This is a genomic window from Kribbella sp. NPDC050820, from assembly GCF_040653975.1.
GTDB lineage: Bacteria > Actinomycetota > Actinomycetes > Propionibacteriales > Kribbellaceae > Kribbella.
Window position 1 is genome coordinate 44451 of the sequence record NZ_JBFAHB010000046.1, and the last position, 20481, is coordinate 64931.

Sequence of the window (20481 nt, forward strand, 5' to 3'; positions counted from 1 at the left end):
TGACGAACACAGTTGGCAGTACGGAAGGGTCCAGGCTATCGGTCCACCCGGGCCCTCGTCGCATCCGTGCTACGGAAGCACCTCGGCGAGGTCCTCGTACGCGGTGGGCTCGTCGATGGCCTGCGAGAGGAGCGGCACCGCGGTCACCTTGACCTCGTACGGCGACAGCGCGCGACGGTAGTTCCCGATCGAGTCCCACTCCAGGTTGAGCGCGATCAACTCCGGGTCGTCGACGTTCCGCCCGGTCTGAGCCGCCACGAACCCTTTCTGCTTCCGCAGTACGTCGACCGCCGCCTCCAACCGGACCGCGAACTCCGCCTGCTCCCCCTCGGCCACCCGAAACCTGATCACCACGAACACCCCCACACCCTAGTCACCCGATCCAGCCCCGCTCCAACCGGTCGGTGGCGCGGGTGGGCCAGCCGGTGGGCGTGGGGCGGGTTCGTGGAGGGCGCGGGCCGGGTGGGGTGTGGAAGGTGGGGCGGGTGGGATGGCGAGCGGATGGGTGAGTGGAGGAGTGCGGTGGCGCGTTGATGAGTGTCATGGGGCGGGAGGAGGCGAGGGGTTGCTGGCCGGTCCAGGCGTGGGCGATGGCGCGTTTGGTGTCGAGCTCGGCTTGGCGGGTGGCTTGACTGCGGCCGGAATCGGCGGGGCGGTTGCCGAAGCGGTTGAGGCCGGGTTGGCGGTCGGCGGGGTGGCGGCTCAGGCGGGCGCAGACATGGGCGTAGATGTTGTTCGCGCCGTGCCGAGGTTTGACGGCGAGCAGCTCGCGCCGCGGCAGGTCGCCCGGACGCGCCGCCCCGATCTCCCGAAACACCAGGCGGTAGTCGGCCTTCCGCTCGGGATCGGACTGCACGTAACCGACGACGCAGTCCCGCAGATCGCCTTTGCCAGGCTCGTAACCCAACGCGTGGTGCCCGTTGGTGGCGCCCGTCCTCAGCCGCTCGATCTCACGCAGCACATTGCGATAGAGCGCACGGTAAGCGACAGGGTTCGCCTTGGCCTGCTGGCGCAGGATATGGAGATCCTGGTGGTACTTGTCGACTCCGATGATCAGGTACTTGCTGTCATCGGTCATCGGTTGGCGGCCTTTCCTCCGCGCGAATCTCCTCCAGGAGTTCTCGGGTGAACGGATCCGCAGCCGCCAACTCGTCCAGGTCGAGGGGGCGACTGCCGGGTAGGGGTTCCGTGGCATAGGTCCGGGCTGTGGGGTCGTCGGCTACGCCGGGTGGGGGTTCGTCGTCGCCGCGGAGATGGCGGTACTGCGACGTCGACAGGACGACGGCTTCCGGTTCGCCTGCCTCGCCCCAGATGACCGGGGCGCCGGAGCCGGCGCGGGCGGCCTCGACCACGGCGGGCAGGCGTTGGGCGAGCTGGGTCGGTTCGAGGACCTCTGAGGCGAGCGTGAACTTGGACTCGCCGCCTAGGTCTTCGAACTCGTCGTACGTCAGGAGGACGGCCTCGGGGACGCCGGCGCCGAAGCTGAAGGCGCGCGTGCGCCCCGCGCGGAAGCGAGCCAGTACGGCGGGCAGGTCGGCGCGGATGTCGTCTACGGAGGGCAAACCGTTCATGCCCTTGAAGATATTGGTTTCCGGGCGAGTGGGTCCGGAGTTATCCACAGGTCCAGCGGGCTGGAACAATAGGAGGATGAGTTCGTCGAGCAGTCAGCCGGTGAGTCCGCTGCGGCAGCGGATCACCAAGATCAGTTACCCGTACGTGGCGAAGCTGCACGGGATGCCCAAGCTCACGCTGCCCGCGATCACCCTGGTGCTGGCGTTGGTCGGAGTCTTCGCTCCGGTTCCGGTCGCGGTTCCCGCCCTGATCCTGCTGGCCCTGCTGCTGTCCTGGCTCGGCTTCCTGTCCTGGCCGGTCGTCGGCAACGGGGCCCGCTTCCTGCGGATCTTCTCGATCCTGGTCATCCTCCTGTTCGCGGTCTCCCGCATCGCCGGAGCCTGACACGTCGGCCCAACGCGCCGAGCCAACGAGCGGCTGACGGCGTACTGGGACACCCCCTGCTGGGCAGCGGCCGATTGTTGCCCTCGGCCTAGATCTGATCGAGCCCGAGCCCCACAAGACGATCGCGCAACCACGACAGCTCCCGGGCGATCTTCTTCGCCAAGGTTTCAGGCGTTCGGGGCGTGCGCGGCCACGCGTACGTCTCGGACTCGAGGTGATGCGTGAGCGGCTGCCCACATCCGACCAGCCGGGTCAAACAGTCCTCCAGTACGGCGTTCGTCGTGCTCAGCGGATCCGGCAGCGAACAGTGCGCCGGCAGATGAGCGTGCATCCGCCAGGCCGCGTGCCCCGACAACTGGTACGCCAGATCCACATCGTCCACCCCAGGCCCGCACCACTCCCGGACCTGACGCAGGTACTTCGGGTCGCCGAGGTCAGCCAACCGCCGACGGCCGGCCATGTCAGACGGATCAACGAGCTGCGGAGCCGACGCCAACTGTGCCTTCACCACATCCACTCCGGCCCGCCACAACGTCTCGAACGCATCGACCGGTTCCTCGAACTGCACGGCCAGATGACACGTGTCGAACCCGAGTCCGATTCGCGTCGCACCGCCGTACGGGCTCGCGTAGCGGCTCAGCCAGCCGGCTGCCTGCGGGATCATCTCCAGCACGCAGCCCGGCTCGGGCTCGACCGCGATCCGGATCTTGCGGCCGGTGCGCTGCTCGGTGCGCTCCAGGTGCCAGTCGAGCCGCTCGAACGCCTTCTGCGCGGCCGCGTCCCGCGACTTCGACCACGGCACCCGCCACGCCAGCGGGATCGTCGAGATCGATCCGTACGACGCGTCCCGCGGCATCAGGACGGCCAGTACGTCGACCAGGTCGAGGGTGTACCGGAGTCGCTCAGGCTCGGTCCAATCCGGGCAGTAGAGCTTGGCGCCAACGACCTTGTCCTTGGACGCCGAGTGCGCGATGCCGTTGAGCGTCACCACTTCCAGCCGGTTCCGCTTGAGCGCGCGGCGCAGCTTGTTGATCGCGGCCGGCGAGTTGGCCAGCCGATCGGCCAGCGGACTCGCGAACCACAGCCCGACACCCAGCAGCGGTACGTCGAGCTCCTGGCGCACCAGCGACGCACACCCGTCCAGCTCGGCGATCACCCCGTCGAGGTCCTCGGCCGGGTGCACGGTCGAGCTGTAGCCCAGGTGGACGGTCGACCCGTCCCGATGCCGGAACCTCATCCGACCTCCTCACCCCGTCAAGCCACGGAATGTGAGCGCAGTTGGACGTTCCGTGACCCTGATACGCACTGTAGAAGTACAACGACTGAGTGTGAAGGCCTGGTTCCCGTTTGTGACAAGGGCTTTAAGCGCCGATGTGCTCCGGCTCTGTGGTCACCAGGTCGCGCGAGCGGTCGGCCACCGCCATCGCGGCCAGGGCGGTCGTCAGCGGTACGGCGGCAATGATGCCGAGGCTCCCCACCAGACCACGGACCACTTCCATCGCCACCATCTCGGTCGAGATGATGCTCCGGCTCGGCAGGTCCTGGATGGCGAAGACGAGCAGCACCGGCAACGCGGCACCGGCGTACGCAAGGACAAGGGTGTTGACCACCGAGGCGACGTGCGTCCGGCCGATCCGGAGCCCGGCGCCGATCAACTCGCGCCGGCTTGCCGACGGGTTCGCGGCGGACAACTCCCACACCGCAGCGGCCTGCGTGACCGTCACGTCGTCGAGCACACCCAACGCACCGATCACCATGCCTGCGACCAGCAGGCCGGTCAGATCGATGTTCGGCGCCAACTGCTGAGCTGCCGACGCCCCTTCGGAGGCCAGCCCGCTGAGCTGACAGAACTTGGTGAAGAACCAGCCCAGCCCGACGGTCATCCCCAGCGCCGCGATCGTGCCGGACAGGGCTATCGAACTCTCCGCATTGATGCCGTGGGTCAGGTACACCGCGATCGTCATGATGACCGCTCCCCCGACCACCGCGACCAGCAACGGGTTCGAGCCCCGGAGAATCGCAGGCAGGATGAACTGGGTCAGCATCACCGCGGTGACCGCCAGCGCGATCAGCGCCGCGAACCCACGCCAGCGCGACAGCGCCACCACCGCGACCGCGAAGAGCGCGGCCAGCAGGAGCAGCGGTTTGGTCCGGTCGTGGTCGACGTACACGTAGCGGCCGGCGATCGTCTTGGCGTCGGACTGGATGCCGAGCATGACCGACTGGCCGACCTCGATCGAAAGCGCGGCCTGACCCGCCTTCGGTATCTGGACCGGCACCATCTGCCCCTTGTCCGCACCGCTGGTCAGCTTGACCGTCGCCTCGTCGCACTGGTCCTTCTCCGCGGCGCACGCCTTGATCGACACGACCTCGCCACGAGCCGTCTCGGTCTGGTACGACGCAACCTTCACGCCGGCGCCGGGCCACATCACGATCATCGCGATCACGGCGGCGGCGATCAGCGGGACGAGGACCGCGGCGACCACTATCCGGACGCGACGGGCGACCACCGCGTCCGAGTTCACGACCGAGGTGTCGACCACGTGATCGCCGTGCCCGTGGCCGTGACCATGCCCGTGACCTGCGGGAATGTCGAGTCTGCGGCTGCGGTTGGCCTTGTGGTCGGCTCGTCTGCGCCCGACGTTGCGGCTGGCCATGGGTCAACTCCCTGTTTTGACAACCAGTTCCAATTAAATGAAAATGATTGTCATGAGATCTAGTCTTCGTGCTGTCGTCGCCGGCGCCACCGCCTTGGCCGCCGCCCTCACCCTGGCCGGATGCGGCGGCGACTCGCCCGCCGGCTCCGGTGGCGGCAAGCTCGATGTCGTCGCTTCGTTCTACCCGCTCGAGTTCATCGCCCGGACAGTGGGGGGCGACGCAGTGAACGTTACGACCCTGACCGCACCCGGCGTCGAGCCGCACGACCTCGAGCTCACTCCCAAGCAGGTCGGCGAGATCACCGAGGCGAAGCTGGTCGTCTACGAGAAGGGCCTGCAGCCCGCCGTGGACGAGGCTGTCGCGCAGAACGCGAAGGACGCCGGTTTCGACGTCGCAGCGGCCGCCAAGCTGGAGAACACCGGCGCCGACTTCGAGGAGCACGAGGAAGGCGAGTCGCACCCGGAGGAGAGCGGCAGCACCGCCACGCCGGCCGCGCACTTCGACGAGCCCCTGGACCCGCACTTCTGGCTGGACCCGGTCCGCTACGCCGACGTCGTCCAGGCGGTCACCGACAAGCTGGTCGCGACCGACAGCGCCAACGCCGACGGCTACAAGGCCCGGGCCAAGACCCTGCTCGACGAGGTCGGAAAGCTCGATTCCGACTTCAAGACGGGCCTGGCCAACTGCAAACTCAAAACCTTCGTGACGAGTCATGAGGCCTTCGCCTACCTCGCGAAGCGGTACGGTCTGACGATGGTCGGCATCGCCGGGGTCACCCCGGACGCGGAGCCGACCCCGGCCCGGATCAAGGAGGTCCAGGACATCGTGAAGGCCCAGCACGTGACCACGATCTTCTACGAGGAGCTGGTCAGCCCGAAGGTGGCCGAGACGATCGCCCGGGACGTCGGCGTCAAGACCGCCGTACTGAGCCCGATCGAGGGCCTGTCGGACGCCAACTCCCAGGAGACCTACCTGACGCTGATGCGGGAGAACCTGCAAGAGCTCCGGAAGGCGAACAGCTGCGCGTGACACCTCAACAAGACGCTGCCAAGGCCGTCCAGGTCGCCGATCTCTCGGTCGACCTGGGCGGTCGCCTGGTGTTGCGGGGCGTCGATCTCCAGATCCGCCAGGGCGAGGTGGTCGCCGTCCTCGGCACCAACGGCTCCGGCAAGTCCACCCTGATCCGGACCGTGGTCGGCCTGCTGCCCGCGGCCCGCGGTGACGTCCGCCTCTTCGGTACGCCGGTTCCGCGCTTCCGCGACTGGCGACGGGTCGGTTACGTCCCGCAGCGCATCACCGCGGCCGGCGGCGTACCGGCGACTGTGTACGAGGTGGTGTCGTCCGGGCTGCTGTCGAAGCGGCGGCTGTTCACTCCGCTGCGCGCGGCGCAGAAGCAGGCGATCGACGAGGCGTTGCAGGTCGTGGACATGGGCGACCGGCGCAAGGACGCGGTCGCCGAGCTGTCCGGTGGGCAGCAGCAGCGGGTACTGATCGCACGGGCGCTGGTGTCCGATCCGGAGCTGTTGATCCTCGACGAGCCGACGGCCGGTGTCGACCTGGCCAGCCAGCAGATTTTCGCGGACGCGATCCGGGAGCGGGTCGCCCGCGGCACGACAGTGGTGATGGTCAGCCACGACCTCGGCCCGATGGACGCGCTGATCGACCGCTCCGTCGTCATGCGCCGCGGCCGGATCGTGTACGACGGACCGCCCCACGCCTCGCAGACGCATGCACACGTCCACCACTCACACGGTGGCGACGAACCCGGGTGGCTGTCGTGATGACCCTGTTCCAGCTCGAGTTCATGCAGCGGGCGCTGATTGCCGGGCTGCTGACCGGGCTCTCCGCTCCTGCGATCGGGACCTATCTGGTCCAGCGCCGGCTGTCGCTGATGGGCGACGGCATCGGCCACATCGCGATCACCGGTGTCGCTCTGGGCCTGCTCACCGGTAGTGCACCGGTCCTCACGGCCATCATCGTCTCCATCGCGGGCGCCACTGCGATCGAGCTCGTCCGCGCTCGCGGCAAGGCCAGCGGCGATGTCGCACTCGCACTTCTCTTCTACGGCGGTATTGCGGGCGGCGTGCTGCTCGTAGGCCTGGCGGGACAGGGTGCAGCCACGCTGAACACCTATCTGTTCGGCTCACTGACCACGGTCTCCCCCAGTGACCTGTACGTCGTCGTCGGGCTGGCTGTCGCCGTACTGGTCATCGCGATCGGTCTTGGGCCGCAGCTGTTCGCCGTGTGCCAGGACGAGGAGTTTGCTCGGGTCACCGGACTTCGCGTGCAGTTGCTGAACCTGCTGATCGCTGTGATGGCCGCTGTCACGGTGACGGTGGCCATGCGGACAGTCGGGTTGCTCCTGGTCAGTGCGCTGATGGTGGTGCCGGTGGCAACTGCGCAGCAGATCACCCGGTCGTTCCGCAGTACGTTCGTCACCGCCTGTGTGATCGGTGTGCTCGCGTGCCTGGCCGGCATCGTCACGTCGTACAACGCGGACGTGGCTCCTGGCGCGACGATCGTCGTACTGGCGCTGGCTGGGTTCGTGGTGGCGGCCACAGTTGGGACTCTGATCCGGCGGCGGCAGGGGCGGGTCGCACCGCTCGTCGACGAGGAGCCGGAGATCGGCGTACCCGAGCCCGAGCCGCATGTGGTGAGCGCAGGGCACCCGCACACGCACGATGCGCAGTGCGGTCACAGGAAGGTCGACCACGGCGATCACGTCGACTACGTGCACGACGGACACCTGCACGCAGCGCATGGCGATCACTGGGATGAGCATTAGCACTTGTTGACTTCTGAGAGAATTGGCGGGGTTACCGGGGAAATCACGGTGACGGAGTGACAGGAGGAACGGTGGCCATCGGAACACGCTCGACCCGTCAGCGCGCTGCGGTCGCGTCCGCGCTCGACAATCTCGACGACTTCCGGACCGCCCAGGAGATCCACCAGGAGCTCCGGTCCGCCGGTGAAGCCGTCGGCCTCACCACCGTCTACCGGACCCTGCAGGCGCTCGCCGACTCGCGCGAGGTCGACGTACTGCGCACCGCCGACGGCGAGACGGCGTACCGGCGTTGCTCCAAGGGACATCATCACCACCTGGTCTGCCGCAACTGCGGCCGCACGGTCGAGGTCGAGGGCCCGGCCGTGGAGCGCTGGGCGGACAAGGTCGCGGCCGAGCACGGGTACGCCGACATCAGCCACACCCTGGAGATCTTCGGCACCTGCCAGGACTGCCAGAAGTCCTGACTGTGGCCGAGTTTGTGGCCTAGGTCACCTTTGCCTTTGAGCGCACTCGAAGGCGTACGGTCGAAGCCATGAACACGACCGGTGTCCTCACCACTCCCGAACGGCGACAGGCCTTCGTCGACCGCTACGAGGTGCCGCCGCCGTCCCCGCTCGACCCCGAGCTGCTCAAGCTCCTGGACCTCCCGGACGGCCTCCCGGAGCAGCTGAGCATCGCGGAGGCGGCCGAGGTCACCGGACTCACCGCCCACACGCTGCGGTACTACGAGCGGATCGGGCTGATCCGCGTCGGCCGCGACGGCGCCCGCTACCGGAGCTACGACCGGCTGGCGCTGGCGCGGATCGTGTTCATCACCCGGCTGCGGCTGTCGGACATGCCGATCAGCACGATCAGCCACTACCTGGAGCTGGTCGCGCAGGGCGAGGAGACCGCACCGCAGCGGCTCGCCCTGATGGAGGAGCACCGGGCGACGATTCAGCGGCGGCTGCGTGAGCTGCAGGCGGCGCTGGCGGTGACCGACTACAAGATCACCACGTACGGCGGTCACGCCGAACCCTGACCGAATCTCTCCGTGCCTTGGCGGGCCTGACGGTCTGCCTGGCGGAGCTATCCCTTCTTCGAGGAGATCGACGATGAGACTGGGAAGCACCGGAGCCGAGGTCAGCCGGCTGGGACTGGGCTGCATGGGAATGAGCTACGCGTACGGCGCGACCGACGACACCGAGTCGGTCGCGACCCTGCACCGCGCGCTCGACCTGGGCATCACGTTCCTGGACACGGCCGACATCTACGGCTTCGGCAAGAACGAGGAACTGGTCGGCCGGGCCATCAAGGAGCGCCGGGACGAGGTGTTCCTGGCGACCAAGTTCGGGATTGTCGGCAATCCGACGATCCCTGGACAGCAGGGCGCCGACGGGTCACCGTCGTACGTCCGGTCCGCGATCGACGCGTCGCTCGGGCGGCTGGGTGTCGACCACGTCGACCTGTACTACCAGCACCGCGCCGATCCCGCCGTACCGATCGAGGAGACAGTCGCGGTCATGGCGTCGCTGGTCGAGGCGGGCAAGGTCCGGTACCTCGGGCTGTCCGAGGCGTCGGCGGAGACGATCCGCCGGGCGCACGCCGTCCACCCGATCACCGCGGTGCAGACCGAGTGGTCGCTGTTCAGCCGGGACATCGAGGAGTCGGTGCTGCCGACCTGCCGTGAACTCGGCATCGGGATCGTGCCGTACTCGCCGCTCGGCCGCGGCATGCTGACCGGCACACTGCCGCGGAAGGCCGACCTCGCGGCCGACGACTACCGGCGGACGCTACCGCGGTTCTCCGACGAGAACTTCGAGGCGAACGCGGCCCTGGTGGAGGAGATCAAGACGGTCGCCGCGCGGTACGACGCAACGCCCGGCCAGGTCGCGCTCGCCTGGGTGCTTGCGCAGGGCAACGACGTGGCGCCGATCCCGGGGACGAAGCGGCGCAAGTACCTGGAGGAGAACGCGCGAGCATTGGAGCTCACGTTGTCCGGCGACGATCTGGCGTCGCTGTCCAAGCTGACGCCGGTGGGCACGCGGTACCCGGACATGACCTGGGTCGACCGGAGCACCGCACCGCTCGGCTGATAAACTGCTTCGCATCAAGGCCTCCCGCTTCCCGCGGGAGGCTTTCGTGCGTTCTGATGCAGGTTGAGTGTGAGGAGTCCGATGTCTGACCTTGTCGTACGGCGCGCCGGCTACGGCGATCAGGTTGCGCTGGAGCGGTTGTGGCTGATGTTCCGGCACGACCTGTCCGAGTTCCAGGGGCAGCTGCCGCGCCCCGATGGGAGCTACCGGAGTGAGTGGCTCGAGTCGGTGCTGGACGGCGATCCGAACTGGGCCGGGTACCTGTTCCACGCGGGCGAGAATCCGGTGGGGTTCGCCTTCGTCCGGGCGTTGACGCAGCCGGTGCGGGTGCTCAACGCGTTCTTCATCGTGCGGCCGATGCGACGGCATGGGGTTGGGCTGCGCGCCGTACAGGAAGTCGTCGCACACCATCCCGGGCCGTGGGAGGTGGCGTTCCAGGAGAGCAACGCGACGGCGGTGCACTTCTGGCGACGGGTCGCGGCGGCGGTGTCCGGGGAGGCGTGGTCGGAGGAGAAGCGGCCGGTCCCGGGTGATCCGAGCACGCCGCCGGACGTGTGGATCTCCTTCTAGAACAGGACCACCGAGCGCAGGACGTCGCCGTGGTGCATCTTGGTGAACGCGGCCTCGACCTCGTCCAGCGCGATCGTCTCCGAGACGAAACGGTCCAGCGGCAGCCGGCCCTGCAGGTGCAGGTCGATCAGCAGCGGGAAGTCGCGGGTCGGCAGGCAGTCGCCGTACCAGCTGGACTTGAGCGAACCGCCCCGGCCGAAGAAGTCGAGCAGCGGCATCTCCAGGGTCATCTCGGGCGTCGGCACGCCGACCAGGACGACGGTGCCGGCCAGGTCCCGGGCGTAGAAGGCCTGCTTCCACGTCTCCGGGCGGCCGACCGCGTCGATCACCACGTCCGCGCCGAAGCCACCGGTCAGCTCCTGGACCTGCGTGACCACGCCGTCGTGGTCCAGGTCCTTGGAGTTGACGGTGTGGGTGGCGCCGAGCTCCTGGGCGACCTTGAGCTTGCGCTCGTCGATGTCGACCGCGATGACCTTCGCCGCGCCGGCCAGGCGGGCGCCGACGACGGCCGCCGTACCGACGCCGCCACAGCCGATCACGGCGACCGAGTCACCGCGGCCGACGTTGCCGGTGTTGATGGCGGCGCCGAGGCCGGCCATCACGCCGCAGCCGAGCAGGCCGGCCACCTCCGGCTTGGCGGCCGGGTCGACCTTGGTGCACTGGCCGGCCGCGACCAGGGTCTTCTCGGCGAACGCGCCGATGCCGAGCGCCGGTGAGAGTTCGGTGCCGTCGGCAAGGGTCATCTTCTGCTCGGCGTTGTACGTGCTGAAGCAGTACCACGGGCGGCCGCGCAGGCAGGCGCGGCAGTTGCCGCAGACCGCCCGCCAGTTCAGTACGACGAAGTCGCCCGGCTGCACGTCGGTCACGCCGGCGCCGACCGACTCCACGATGCCTGCCGCCTCGTGGCCGAGCAGGAACGGGAAGTCGTCGTTGATGCCGCCCTCGCGGTAGTGCAGGTCGGTATGGCACACGCCGCACGCCTGCACCTTCACCACGGCCTCGCCCGGTCCGGGATCCGGGATCGTGATCTCCTCGATCGAGACCGGTTGACCCTTACCCGCCGCCACCACACCACGCACCGTCTGAGCCATGGCCCCGACGCTAGCCGCAACCACCCCACCCCGTCAGCCCTCCCGGGCGTGGCGCAGCTTGTCCACCGGTCGGGGGACAGAGCGTCATCCGGGTGGTGCTCCCGCGGGCGGCCCCCTGCACGGGAGGGTTGGAGGCATGGAGACAGATACGGCTGTGAGGGTGCGGGGGCTGGTGAAGCGGTACCCGGACAAGGTGGCGGTGGACGGGGTGGACCTGGACATCCACCGCGGTGAGGTGTTCGCGCTGCTCGGCCCGAACGGCGCCGGCAAGACGACGACCGTGGAGATCCTGGAGGGGTATCGCCACGCCGACGCCGGCGAGGTCAGCGTGCTCGGCGCCGACCCGGCGCGCGCTGACCGGGACTGGCGGGCGCGGCTCGGGATCGTCACCCAGACGTCTCGCGACGAGGCCGAACTGTCCGTCGCCGAGCTCGTGAACCACTACGCCGGCTACTACCCGGACCCCCGGGACCCCGACGAGGTGATTGCCGCGGTCGGTCTCGAGGAGAAGCGCCGTACGCGGACCCGGAAGCTGTCCGGCGGCCAGCGCCGCCGCCTCGACGTCGCACTCGGCGTGATCGGCAACCCCGAGCTGCTGTTCCTGGACGAGCCGACTACCGGTTTCGATCCCGAAGCACGCCGGCAGTTCTGGACCCTGATCGAGAACCTGCGGACCGCGGGCACCACGATCCTGCTGACCACCCACTACCTGGACGAGGCCGAGCACCTGGCCGACCGGGTCGGCGTGATCGCCGACGGCCGGATGGTCGAGGTCGCGACGCCGGAGACCCTCGGCGGGCGCGGCGCCCGGACCGCGCGGGTCTCCTGGCTGTCCGCGGACGGGATGCGCGAGGTCCGCACCGACCAGCCGACCGCCGAGGTCGCCCGGCTGCTGGCGGAGTACGGCGGCGAGGTGCCCGAGCTGGAGGTACGGCGGCCGAGCCTTGAAGACATCTACCTGGACCTGATCGGAGCGGTCGCGGCCGCTCCGGTGCTGGAAGGAGCAGTGCAGTGAGCGTCGTCGAACGGAGTCGCACGGTGAGCAGGCCGTTGCCGTCGCCGATGAAGGTCGGGCTGTCCCGGACCGGGCTGGAGGTGAAGCAGTTCTTCCGCGAACGCGAGCAGCTGATCTTCACCTTCTTCTTCCCGATCATCTTCCTCGGCATCTTCTCCGCCGTGTTCAGCGGCACCGACTTCTCCGGCGGGGTCGACGCCGCCACCTACTTCACGCCCGGGATGATTGCCTCCGGCATCTTCCTGACCAGCTTCCAGTCGCTGTCCATCACGATCGCGATGGAGCGCGACGAGGACCTGCTGAAGCGCCTTCGCGGCACACCGATGTCGCCGCAGTCGTACTTCATCGGCAAGATCGGGCTGGTCCTGGTCACCTCGATCCTGCAGTTCGGCCTGCTGCTCGTGATCGCCGGCCTGCTGCTCGGTGTCGACATTCCGACCGAGCCGGTGAAGTGGCTGCACTTCCTCTGGATCTTCGTCCTCGGTACGGCGTCCGGGTCGGTGCTCGGGATCGCGTTCTCCGTCGTGCCGAAGTCGGGCAAGGCCGCGTCGGCGGTCGTGACGCCGGTCGTCCTGCTGCTGCAGTTCATCTCCGGCGTGTACTTCGTCTACAGCAGCCTGCCGGCGTGGATGCGGTCGGTCGCGGAGATCTTCCCGCTGAAGTGGCTCGCGCAGGGGATGCGGTCGGTGTTCCTGCCGGACGGCTTCGAGGCGAACGAGCCGGGCGGCTCGTGGCAGCTCGGTCTCGGCGCGCTGGTCCTGTCGGCGTGGCTGGTCGTCGGTCTGGTCGTCGCTCAGCGAGTGTTCCGCTGGACCCGCCGGGACGCGGGTTGATTGTCGACGATCACAGCGGGTTGATTGCCGACAATCAGATGAGAGGAAGATAGACATCGTGGAGCAGAACCGGGTGGTGGACGAGCCGATCTGGATGCGGACGCTGATCGGCTGGCACATCGTGTTCTGGGTGCTGCTCGCGGTGACGTTCGCGGTCTCCTTCGCGACCGACCTCAGCACGGGTCGTCGGATTGTCTACACGGCTACGATCGTCGTGCTCGCGGCGGCGTACCAGTTCATCGCGGTGCCCGCGATCACGTCGCGCCGGCGGCTTCCGTCGTACGGGTATCGGCTCGTGATGCTCGGGTGCCTGATGGTGCTGGTCGCGTTGTACCCGCAGTCGGTGTTCCTGCTGTTCATCGTGTCGGGGCAGATGTGGCTGCTCTGCGAGCGGGTGCGCGAAGGTGCGGCCTTCAGCGTGCTGCTCGTGCTCGGGGTCGGCTCCGCGCAGCTGTGGAACGCCGGCTGGGGCTGGGACGCGTTCTGGTCGGTCCTGCCGTGGATGGCGGTCAGCCTGGTCGTGAGCCTGCTGTTCGGGATCTGGATCGAGCGGGTGATCACCCAGAGCGAGCAGCGGGCCGAGCTGATCCGGGAGCTCCAGTCGACGCGCGACGAGCTCGCCGAGGCGCACCACAGCGCCGGCGTGATGGCCGAGCGGGAGCGGATGGCGCGCGAGATCCACGACACCCTCGCGCAAGGCATGACCAGCATCGTGATGCTCTCCCAGGCGGCCGCGGTCGAGCTGCAGCGCGGCGGGACCGACGGGGCCGCGGCCCGACTGGCGGCGATCGAGGACACTGCGCGGGAGAATCTCGCCGAAGCGCGGGCGTTGGTTGCAGCGTTCACCCCCGTTGCGTTGTCCGAGGCCACGTTGACCGAGGTGCTGCGGCGGCAGGCGGAGCGGTTCGCGGCCGAGACCGGCGTCGACGTCCAGGTGTCGCTCGACTTGCCGGACGAGGAGGTCGCCGCGCTGCCGCAGGCGCAGCAGGTTGTGCTGCTGCGATCGGCTCAGGAGGCGTTGGCGAACGTGCGCAAGCATGCGGCCGCGACGCAGGTGCTGATCACGCTGGGCATCTCGGACGACGGTGTGTGGATCGAGATCCGCGACGACGGCACCGGGTTCACGCCGTCCACGGCCGACGCCGGGTACGGGCTGGCGGCGATGCGCGGGCGGGTCGAGGAGTCGGGTGGTTCGGTACAGGTGGAGAGCGCGCCGGGTCAGGGCACCCGGGTGCAGGTGTTGATCCCAGCGGAGGACGTGTGATTCGGGTAGTGGTGGTTGACGACCATCCGGTGGTGCGGTCGGGCCTGGCCGGGATGCTCGCCGTGACCGAGGACATCTCGGTGGTCGGCGAGGCCGGCGACGGCGCGGAGGCCCTGGCGCTGGTGGAGTCGACCAAGCCGGACGTCGTACTGATGGATCTGCGGATGCCGCGGATGGACGGGGTGGCGGCGACCGGGGCGATTGTGTCCGGGTATCCGTCGACTCGGGTGCTCGTTCTTACGACGTACGACACGGACACCGACATCCTGCACGCGGTCGAGGCCGGTGCCGCGGGCTACCTGCTCAAGGACACGCCGCATGCGGATCTGCTCGACGGGATCCGCGCCGCGGCGCGTGGCGAGACTGTCCTCGCGCCGCCGGTTGCTGCGCGGTTGATGTCTCGGCTGCGTACGCCGGCCGCGCCGGCCAGCGCGCAGCCGTCGCCGCGGGAGCTCGAGGTGCTGGCGGCGGTCGCTCGTGGGTTGAGCAACGCCGAGATCGGGCGTGAGCTCTTCATCGGCGAGGCCACTGTCAAGACGCACCTGCAGCGCCTCTTCACCAAGCTCGATGTCGACGACCGCACCCGAGCCGTAACCGTCGCCATCGAACGAGGCCTGCTCCCCTCCCCCGGCCGCTGAGCCACAGGTCGCGCTGGGCTGCAGGTCGCGCTGGGCTGCAGGTCGCGCTGGGCTGCAGGTTGCGCTGGGCTACAGGTCGCGCTGAGCTGCGGCTTTGCGCTGGGCTGCAGGTTGCGCGCGCTACAGTCTGAGGCTCTTGTCGGGCGACGGGGCGGTCGGCATGTGCTTACGGTCCTGCTCGCCCATGCCGGAGCTCTGGCGCGGTTCGGCCGGCTGCGGGTTCAGCCCGACCTGGAACGTTCGTGCCAGCTCCGCGCCTTTGTCGGCCAGCTCGATGCTCTGCTGAGCTGCCTCGTGTGCGCTGTGCCCGACGGTGTGCAGCTGCCCACTCAGGCTGGTCATCCCCTCACGGGCCACGCTGATATCCGTCTCGAGCTGGGAACTCGTCCTGTCGATCAGCACCGAGTGCTGCCCGCTGCCATCCACCTGCAGCACGGAGGTCTCGAGCGCCGAAGCCGCGCTGCGAGCCGACTCGAGCCGAGCCGTTGCCCGCTCGAAGCTCTCAGTCGCGACGCCGACGGCGCCTCGGAGGTTCTCCAGCCGGACTCGCAACAGCCCGGTCTCCGGGGTCTGTCGACCCGGCAACTCCTCGAGCTTGTCGAGGTGGTCGAGCCCGCGGTCAAGCGTCTCCGCACTCTCCGCGAGTTCCTCCCCCAGTTCGTGGAGCTCTCGCCGTGCGCCGTTGAGCCGGTCCACCAGCACGCCGGCTGTGTTCTGAACACCCCGGAACGCGCCGCGCACGCTTTCGTCCGCTTGGTAGCGCTGGACATCTTCGCTCCGCGGGTCGGCGTTGATCAGCCGGGCGTCGGCCTCGTTCTCTCGGACCCAACCGGCGCCGGTACGCAGGGACTCGACGTCCTCCAGCCGGCGCTCCAACACCCGAACGAACCCAGTCGGGCCCATCGCATCGGCCACCGCCGCCATCGTCGAACGCGCCCTGGTCACCGCGGTCGCGATCTGCTCGGTCCGGAAAGCGACCTCGGCCTCGTCGGCCATCAGCGTCCTGCCTCGTCAGCCTCGGCGGCCAGGCGGTCGTCCTCGGCGAGGGCGGCGCGCAGGACGTCGCCGACCTGGCGGACCTCCTCCTGGGCGGCCCGCAGTTCCCGCTCCACCGCCTGCTGCGGCGTCTCATCCGTCGGCTGGTCCGGCACGTCGTACTCCTTGTCCTCGGTCAGTCGTCCAACGAGCCTAGACGCACCCCAGTCCACCGCCGTTCCACCGCTGGGGATTTGGTACGGCGGTCAGGCCGGGGCGACCGGGTTCGGTACGGCGCCGCCGTACCGGCGATCGCGCTGGGCGTAGAGCTCGATCGCACGCCACAGGTCGCGGCGGTCGAAGTCCGGCCAGAGCGTGTCCAGGAAGACCATCTCGGCGTACGCGAGCTGCCAGACCAGGAAGTTCGACGTACGTTGCTCACCCGACGAGCGGACGAACAGGTCCACCTCGGGGATGTCCGGCGCGTACAGGTGCCGGGCGACCGTCTGCTCGGTGATCCGGTCCGGCTTGAGCTTGCCGTCGGCAACATCGCGCGCGATCGACCGCATCGCGTCCGCGATCTCCGCGCGGCCGCCGTAGTTCACGCAGAACTGCAGCGTGATCGTGTCGTTGTGCTTGGTCCGCTCCTGGGCGTACTCGAGCTCGTCGATCACGCTCTTCCACAGCCGCGGCCGCCGCCCGGACCAGACCACCCGCACGCCCATCGCGTCCAGCTCGTCGCGCCGGCGGTGGATCACCTCCCGGTTGAACCCCATCAGGAAGCGCACCTCCTCGGGCGAGCGGGCCCAGTTCTCGGTCGAGAACGCGTACGCCGAGATGTACTTCACCCCGACCTCGATCCCGCCCTTGATCACGTCCAGCAGCGACGCCTCGCCTGCCTTGTGCCCCTCGGTCCGCGGCAGCCCGCGCTGCTTGGCCCACCGCCCGTTCCCGTCCATCACGATCGCCACGTGCCGCGGCACCAGCTCCGCCGGAATCACCGGCGGCCGGGCCCCCGACGGATGCGGCTCCGGCGCCACCACCACCTTCTCCCCACCCCGCGACTCCAACCCCCGACCCCGACGACGACCAATAGGCGACATAACCGCATCCTCTCCCACCCCCAACGCCTGTGGATAACCCACCCCACCGACCACCCCAGGTATGAAACTCTGACACCGACCGTCGCCGGCGAGAGGAGCCATAAGCTCATGGACATGGACGTACTACCTAGTCAGTCCGAGATCTTTCTGCTGGCCGGGGACGACGACCGGCAGCTCGTCCCAGGTGGCCCGGCGCTGATCGGCCCGGACGGGACCAGGCACGAGATTCCGGTTGGGGTGTTCGCCGCGATGCGGTTCGTCGAGGCATCGATGCGCCAGGGTTTCGCCGTGAAGGTCACCGCACTCCGCCATGAGCTCCCGATCGACGAGGCCGCCGCCGCGATCGACATGGCGAGCGACGAGCTGCGGTCCTACGCCGCCGACGGCGCGATCCCCTTCCGTTCAAGCGAGTACGTCGACTGGGTGCGACTGACCGACGTACTCGCCTTCGACGCGCAACTGCGTCAGCAACGCCGACAGGCCCTCGACGCAATGCTCAACGAATCCGCGTACGACGATGAGGATGACTCACCTGAATCGGGTCAGGACAGGTAGGGGTGCCGGAGCCGTTGCGACGGGCGTTCCTGGACGCCAACGTCCTGCGCGGGTATCTGCAGACGGACGTCCTGCTGACGCTCGCAGACCATGGTGTGTTTCAGCCGCGCTGGTCCGCCGAGGTGCTGGACGAAGTCAGGCGGAATCGGCCCGCGCGGTTGTCGGAGCAGGCCATCGCCCGTCGGTTGAACCAGATGAACCTCGCGTTCCCGCGGTCCATGGTCGAGGCGTACGAGCACCTCGAGCCCGACATGCTTGCTGATGCTAAGGACAAGCATGTCTTGGCGGCCGCGGTGCACTCGAAGTCGACCATCCTGGTGACCGAGAACGTCAAGGACTTCAGTCCGCCGGCCACCGGACCGCACGCAATGCCGGTCGAGAAGACATCGCCCTTCCTGAACAGCCTCCTGAACCAAAACCCCCGGCTGGTGGTCAAGGCGCTGCACGAGATGATCACCCGCACCGACCGCGAGCCGAACACGTTGTCCACCCTGATCGACAAACTCGCCTCCCGGAATGACCTCCGAGGTTTCGCGCAACAGCTGAATTCAGTCCTCCCACCAGACCACCGAGGCACCCACCCCACCCTCGGCCGCCCACCGAAGACTGCCCACACCGTCGCACTAGACGGCATCCCACCCTTGACCACCCCCATCGAGCCACCCCGCACCCCTCCGCCCCCGCGCAGGCCCCCTCACCGTGACACCCCGCCAACCGAACGGAACCTCTAACCGGCTGATCCGCGCGCCGGCCCGCCCTCTCGCCCCTCGCCGCAGCACCCCTCGCGCTAGGTGGTGCGGGCCGCTACGTGGTGCGGACAGTTGTCCAGCGGGAGATCGGCTGCTCCAGGAGGCGACGATGCAGACGACTGAGACCGCACGCACCTGGAAAAATCAGCAGGTGCCGGCCTTTCTGCTCTGCGGGTACTCCGCCTTCCAAGCACCTTGAACGCGGCGCATGCGCATCTCGTCGATGGCTTCGGTGGGGGTCCCGGGAAGCTTCACACTCTTCCCGCTCGCGTCGACGGCGGTGGCCGTGGCGGCGTCAACACACGCTTGTACGGTCACCTCGTTGATCTGACCGTTGGCGTCCGGCGTCCCGACAGTCAGCGGCTTGACCCAAACCACCCGCTGGCGGCCGATACTGTGCCACTTCCTGCCTCGGAAGATCTCAGCCTGGTTCAACTCCGCCTTGAGCATCACCCCAGTCGCGTACTTCTTCAGCCCGCCAACGTTCACGCCACCGCTGGCGTACGCGGTGTCAGTGGCGGCGATGAAATGCCGATAAGCCTCGGAGGCTCCCGACACCGCCTCAGCGCGCGCCGCCGCCGGCGACCGTGGGATCGAGCTGACCGACGCGCGCGGTGTTGGGGCCGACTTCGCCGCCGGGACCGCGGCAGGCGGCGGGTCGTCCCTGTCGGTGGTGCAGGCGGAAAGAGCGATGGCGACCGCCACTACTAGTCCTGATGCGGCTAGCCGCCGGAGCATGAGACGACCACAGCGCCGGCCCGCCGAGGATGCCGACGACCTCCCGGGACATGCATGGACCGACGGCTGCGGGTCAGGAAGCACGGTGCATCCACGCTCGGTCTGCTCGCCGATTACTGGCACGGCCTTGGGGTTGTTTGAGCTGTCGCAGTTCCGCCCTCTGGGGCCACCAGTACGGGGCGAAGGTCGGTGACGCCGAGGGGAATGGAGCGGCTGAAGTTGAGGGGGATGTTGCCTTGCATGCCGCCGCCGGTCCAGTGGACGTTCCAGTAGGCGGTTGCGGTCACTTGGAACTTGCCGGTGTTCTCGCAGCGGGAGGTCTTGCGGTACTTGTGGCCGCAGGTGGGGGACGGTGGGATCTCCTTCAGGGACTTGCCTTCGGCGTAGGCGCGGGTGAACGGCGTACCTCCGCCCTTGCAGGTCACCTTGTCGCCGGCGCCCATCGTCCACTCGATCCGGTCCACCGTCCCGGTCGCCACGATCGTGACGCCGTCGAGGGTCGCCTGCTTGGTGAGTGGGCCGGTGGTGTTCTCGCCCGGATCCGCTACCCACATCCAGATCGGCACGTTCACGACGCCATCACCGGTCGCGCTCTGCACGTACGGCGACAACCCCAGCTGCGGCGCTCGGAACGCCATACTCTCCACCACCCGCCGAGCCACCACCCGCGGATCGGCCACCACCACGTCCCCCGGCGGCCGAATCACCGGCTCAAACCGCTCGATGCCCTGCGGCCGCCCCTCCACCACCCCCAGCACGACCCAACACCGATAGAACTTCGTCCCCGGCGGGTAGTCACTAGCCGAATGCACAAGCGACACCAAGGTCGGCGTCTGCGTCAAGTAACAACCCGACGCCCCATCCCAAAACCCATTCTCCGTCCGACACGGAATGGGTTGGCCTTTGAAAACGCAGCCGCTCACGCCAGTGTTCGTGGGTTGTTCGCCACGACCCTCGCGCGTTGGCTGCGATTGCCCGTCCTTCCCAACAGACACGTCGCACCCGCCCGAAATGTGGTCGACCCGACAGACAGGTGGCCCAACTGTTGGCGTGGCGCCAGGTGGGTTCGCTCGGACAGGTGAGATCGACGTGATCAGTAACAGGGTGACGACGAGGGCGGCCGCTGTGGCGCGGCTCAGCACGTGGCCGCCTTGTTCATGCCGTAGTACGCCTTCCATGCACCTTTGACGAGGTGCATCTGCATCTCGTCGAGCCAGCGAGTCGGCGTACCGGGCTTCTTGACGCTCTTGCCTGTGGCGTCGACTGCGGTGATCCCCGAGGAGTCGTAGCAAGCCTGAACCGTGATCGCCGTGATCACGCCGTTGGTTCCTACCGGGCCGATCTTGAGAGGCTTCGTCCACAGCACCTTCGTCTGCCCGACGGCGTGCCATTTCCGACCGCGGAAGGTAGCTGCCTGATTGAGCTCGGCACCGAGTATCACTCCCGTCGCCACTGTCGGTAGATCGCCGACAGCGT

General features: G+C 68.4%; 26 protein-coding genes. 14 read left to right on the top strand and 12 right to left on the bottom strand.

Annotated elements, in window-relative coordinates; genetic code table 11:
- Positions 1–69: 69 nt before the first annotated feature.
- The 3 genes from AB0H36_RS31195 to AB0H36_RS31205 are packed head-to-tail and all read right to left on the bottom strand — an operon-like array spanning position 70 to position 1571.
- Entirely contained in the window at positions 70–351 is a 282-nt protein-coding gene (locus AB0H36_RS31195; RefSeq protein WP_360531541.1) for an antibiotic biosynthesis monooxygenase, read from the bottom strand.
- A gap of 22 nt (positions 352–373) precedes the next feature.
- Positions 374–1078, bottom strand: coding sequence for a hypothetical protein (locus tag AB0H36_RS31200; protein WP_360531544.1), 705 nt, complete (start codon positions 1076–1078; stop codon positions 374–376).
- Complete coding sequence (locus tag AB0H36_RS31205) at positions 1068–1571, bottom strand: hypothetical protein (protein WP_360531546.1); 504 nt, start codon at positions 1569–1571, stop codon at positions 1068–1070. The genes AB0H36_RS31200 and AB0H36_RS31205 overlap by 11 nt, the downstream gene beginning before the upstream one ends.
- Before the next feature lie 76 nt (positions 1572–1647).
- On the opposite strand from AB0H36_RS31205, the gene AB0H36_RS31210 reads away from it, so the two are divergent.
- Complete coding sequence (locus AB0H36_RS31210) at positions 1648–1956, top strand: DUF6703 family protein (RefSeq protein WP_360531549.1); 309 nt, start codon at positions 1648–1650, stop codon at positions 1954–1956.
- Positions 1957–2044: 88 nt separating this feature from the next.
- On the opposite strand, the gene eboE is transcribed toward AB0H36_RS31210, so the two are convergent.
- Both eboE and AB0H36_RS31220 read right to left on the bottom strand, forming a co-directional pair.
- On the bottom strand, positions 2045–3193 hold the full coding sequence (gene eboE / locus AB0H36_RS31215) for a metabolite traffic protein EboE (RefSeq protein ID WP_360531552.1): 1149 nt from the start codon (positions 3191–3193) through the stop codon (positions 2045–2047).
- A 124-nt stretch (positions 3194–3317) separates the two neighbouring features.
- Complete coding sequence (locus AB0H36_RS31220) at positions 3318–4613, bottom strand: YibE/F family protein (protein WP_360531555.1); 1296 nt, start codon at positions 4611–4613, stop codon at positions 3318–3320.
- Positions 4614–4665: 52 nt separating this feature from the next.
- Between AB0H36_RS31220 and AB0H36_RS31225 the strand changes: the two genes are divergently transcribed.
- The 7 genes from AB0H36_RS31225 to AB0H36_RS31255 all read left to right on the top strand — a co-directional run bounded on the left by AB0H36_RS31225 (position 4666) and on the right by AB0H36_RS31255 (position 10044).
- Positions 4666–5643 (top strand): metal ABC transporter substrate-binding protein, encoded by a 978-nt coding sequence (locus tag AB0H36_RS31225; protein WP_360531558.1) that lies wholly within the window; start codon positions 4666–4668, stop codon positions 5641–5643.
- Positions 5640–6395 carry a metal ABC transporter ATP-binding protein gene (locus AB0H36_RS31230; RefSeq protein ID WP_360531561.1) on the top strand — a complete coding sequence of 252 codons (756 nt, stop codon included), beginning with the start codon at positions 5640–5642 and terminating at the stop codon, positions 6393–6395. Before AB0H36_RS31225 ends, AB0H36_RS31230 begins: the two co-directional genes overlap by 4 nt.
- Positions 6395–7399 carry a metal ABC transporter permease gene (locus AB0H36_RS31235; RefSeq protein ID WP_360531660.1) on the top strand — a complete coding sequence of 335 codons (1005 nt, stop codon included), beginning with the start codon at positions 6395–6397 and terminating at the stop codon, positions 7397–7399. Before AB0H36_RS31230 ends, AB0H36_RS31235 begins: the two co-directional genes overlap by 1 nt.
- Positions 7400–7470: 71 nt before the next feature.
- Positions 7471–7863 (top strand): Fur family transcriptional regulator, encoded by a 393-nt coding sequence (locus AB0H36_RS31240; protein WP_360531564.1) that lies wholly within the window; start codon positions 7471–7473, stop codon positions 7861–7863.
- Between the two features lie 68 nt (positions 7864–7931).
- Positions 7932–8420: a MerR family transcriptional regulator gene (locus AB0H36_RS31245; RefSeq protein WP_360531567.1), complete on the top strand. Its 489-nt coding sequence runs from the start codon at positions 7932–7934 to the stop codon at positions 8418–8420.
- 73 nt (positions 8421–8493) lie between these two features.
- Positions 8494–9474, top strand: coding sequence for an aldo/keto reductase (locus AB0H36_RS31250; RefSeq protein WP_360531570.1), 981 nt, complete (start codon positions 8494–8496; stop codon positions 9472–9474).
- Positions 9475–9555: 81 nt separating this feature from the next.
- Positions 9556–10044 (top strand): GNAT family N-acetyltransferase, encoded by a 489-nt coding sequence (locus AB0H36_RS31255; RefSeq protein ID WP_360531573.1) that lies wholly within the window; start codon positions 9556–9558, stop codon positions 10042–10044.
- On the opposite strand, the gene AB0H36_RS31260 is transcribed toward AB0H36_RS31255, so the two are convergent.
- Positions 10041–11135: an S-(hydroxymethyl)mycothiol dehydrogenase gene (locus AB0H36_RS31260; RefSeq protein WP_360531576.1), complete on the bottom strand. Its 1095-nt coding sequence runs from the start codon at positions 11133–11135 to the stop codon at positions 10041–10043. The genes AB0H36_RS31255 and AB0H36_RS31260 overlap by 4 nt on opposite strands.
- 136 nt (positions 11136–11271) lie before the next feature.
- On the opposite strand from AB0H36_RS31260, the gene AB0H36_RS31265 reads away from it, so the two are divergent.
- The 4 genes from AB0H36_RS31265 to AB0H36_RS31280 are packed head-to-tail and all read left to right on the top strand — an operon-like array spanning position 11272 to position 14885.
- A complete protein-coding gene (locus AB0H36_RS31265) occupies positions 11272–12150 on the top strand; it encodes an ABC transporter ATP-binding protein (protein ID WP_360531579.1) in 879 nt (292 codons plus the stop codon).
- The gene (locus AB0H36_RS31270) at positions 12147–12983 is read left to right on the top strand and encodes an ABC transporter permease (RefSeq protein ID WP_360531582.1); all 837 of its coding nucleotides are present in this window, start codon (positions 12147–12149) and stop codon (positions 12981–12983) included. Before AB0H36_RS31265 ends, AB0H36_RS31270 begins: the two co-directional genes overlap by 4 nt.
- A gap of 58 nt (positions 12984–13041) precedes the next feature.
- Positions 13042–14247 (top strand): sensor histidine kinase, encoded by a 1206-nt coding sequence (locus tag AB0H36_RS31275; RefSeq protein ID WP_360531585.1) that lies wholly within the window; start codon positions 13042–13044, stop codon positions 14245–14247.
- Positions 14244–14885, top strand: coding sequence for a response regulator transcription factor (locus AB0H36_RS31280; protein ID WP_360531588.1), 642 nt, complete (start codon positions 14244–14246; stop codon positions 14883–14885). The genes AB0H36_RS31275 and AB0H36_RS31280 overlap by 4 nt, the downstream gene beginning before the upstream one ends.
- Positions 14886–15005: 120 nt before the next feature.
- Here AB0H36_RS31280 and AB0H36_RS31285 read toward each other — a convergent pair whose 3' ends face one another.
- The 3 genes from AB0H36_RS31285 to AB0H36_RS31295 form a co-directional block, all read right to left on the bottom strand.
- Positions 15006–15881 carry a hypothetical protein gene (locus AB0H36_RS31285; RefSeq protein WP_360531591.1) on the bottom strand — a complete coding sequence of 292 codons (876 nt, stop codon included), beginning with the start codon at positions 15879–15881 and terminating at the stop codon, positions 15006–15008.
- A complete protein-coding gene (locus tag AB0H36_RS31290; RefSeq protein WP_360531594.1) occupies positions 15881–16036 on the bottom strand; it encodes a hypothetical protein in 156 nt (51 codons plus the stop codon). The genes AB0H36_RS31285 and AB0H36_RS31290 overlap by 1 nt, the downstream gene beginning before the upstream one ends.
- A 90-nt stretch (positions 16037–16126) precedes the next feature.
- Complete coding sequence (locus AB0H36_RS31295) at positions 16127–16903, bottom strand: isoprenyl transferase (protein ID WP_360531597.1); 777 nt, start codon at positions 16901–16903, stop codon at positions 16127–16129.
- Between the two features lie 174 nt (positions 16904–17077).
- On the opposite strand from AB0H36_RS31295, the gene AB0H36_RS31300 reads away from it, so the two are divergent.
- Together AB0H36_RS31300 and AB0H36_RS31305 are read left to right on the top strand one after the other, a co-directional pair.
- Complete coding sequence (locus tag AB0H36_RS31300) at positions 17078–17518, top strand: hypothetical protein (RefSeq protein WP_360531600.1); 441 nt, start codon at positions 17078–17080, stop codon at positions 17516–17518.
- Positions 17519–17520: 2 nt separating this feature from the next.
- Positions 17521–18249, top strand: a complete 729-nt coding sequence (locus AB0H36_RS31305; protein ID WP_360531603.1) for a PIN domain-containing protein — start codon at positions 17521–17523, stop codon at positions 18247–18249.
- Between the two features lie 162 nt (positions 18250–18411).
- Here AB0H36_RS31305 and AB0H36_RS31310 read toward each other — a convergent pair whose 3' ends face one another.
- The 3 genes from AB0H36_RS31310 to AB0H36_RS31320 all read right to left on the bottom strand — a co-directional run bounded on the left by AB0H36_RS31310 (position 18412) and on the right by AB0H36_RS31320 (position 20323).
- Entirely contained in the window at positions 18412–18972 is a 561-nt protein-coding gene (locus tag AB0H36_RS31310) for a hypothetical protein (RefSeq protein WP_360531606.1), read from the bottom strand.
- 146 nt (positions 18973–19118) lie between these two features.
- Complete coding sequence (locus tag AB0H36_RS31315; protein ID WP_360531609.1) at positions 19119–19763, bottom strand: hypothetical protein; 645 nt, start codon at positions 19761–19763, stop codon at positions 19119–19121.
- A 377-nt stretch (positions 19764–20140) separates the two neighbouring features.
- A complete protein-coding gene (locus tag AB0H36_RS31320) occupies positions 20141–20323 on the bottom strand; it encodes a hypothetical protein (protein WP_360531612.1) in 183 nt (60 codons plus the stop codon).
- Positions 20324–20481 lie beyond the last annotated feature (158 nt).

What these genes read in the sequence shown, in the direction of transcription:
- AB0H36_RS31225 (WP_360531558.1), top strand. Translation starts at nt 4,666, where the DNA reads ATGAGATCTAGTCTTCGTGCTGTCGTCGCCGGCGCCACCGCCTTGGCC.
- AB0H36_RS31210 (WP_360531549.1), top strand. Translation starts at nt 1,648, where the DNA reads ATGAGTTCGTCGAGCAGTCAGCCGGTGAGTCCGCTGCGGCAGCGGATC.
- AB0H36_RS31235 (WP_360531660.1), top strand. Translation starts at nt 6,395, where the DNA reads ATGACCCTGTTCCAGCTCGAGTTCATGCAGCGGGCGCTGATTGCCGGG.
- AB0H36_RS31285 (WP_360531591.1), bottom strand. Translation starts at nt 15,881, where the DNA reads ATGGCCGACGAGGCCGAGGTCGCTTTCCGGACCGAGCAGATCGCGACC.
- AB0H36_RS31200 (WP_360531544.1), bottom strand. Translation starts at nt 1,078, where the DNA reads ATGACCGATGACAGCAAGTACCTGATCATCGGAGTCGACAAGTACCAC.
- AB0H36_RS31250 (WP_360531570.1), top strand. Translation starts at nt 8,494, where the DNA reads ATGAGACTGGGAAGCACCGGAGCCGAGGTCAGCCGGCTGGGACTGGGC.
- AB0H36_RS31265 (WP_360531579.1), top strand. Translation starts at nt 11,272, where the DNA reads ATGGAGACAGATACGGCTGTGAGGGTGCGGGGGCTGGTGAAGCGGTAC.
- AB0H36_RS31260 (WP_360531576.1), bottom strand. Translation starts at nt 11,135, where the DNA reads ATGGCTCAGACGGTGCGTGGTGTGGTGGCGGCGGGTAAGGGTCAACCG.
- AB0H36_RS31245 (WP_360531567.1), top strand. Translation starts at nt 7,932, where the DNA reads ATGAACACGACCGGTGTCCTCACCACTCCCGAACGGCGACAGGCCTTC.
- eboE (WP_360531552.1), bottom strand. Translation starts at nt 3,193, where the DNA reads ATGAGGTTCCGGCATCGGGACGGGTCGACCGTCCACCTGGGCTACAGC.
- AB0H36_RS31300 (WP_360531600.1), top strand. Translation starts at nt 17,078, where the DNA reads ATGGACGTACTACCTAGTCAGTCCGAGATCTTTCTGCTGGCCGGGGAC.
- AB0H36_RS31255 (WP_360531573.1), top strand. Translation starts at nt 9,556, where the DNA reads ATGTCTGACCTTGTCGTACGGCGCGCCGGCTACGGCGATCAGGTTGCG.
- AB0H36_RS31205 (WP_360531546.1), bottom strand. Translation starts at nt 1,571, where the DNA reads ATGAACGGTTTGCCCTCCGTAGACGACATCCGCGCCGACCTGCCCGCC.
- AB0H36_RS31220 (WP_360531555.1), bottom strand. Translation starts at nt 4,613, where the DNA reads ATGGCCAGCCGCAACGTCGGGCGCAGACGAGCCGACCACAAGGCCAAC.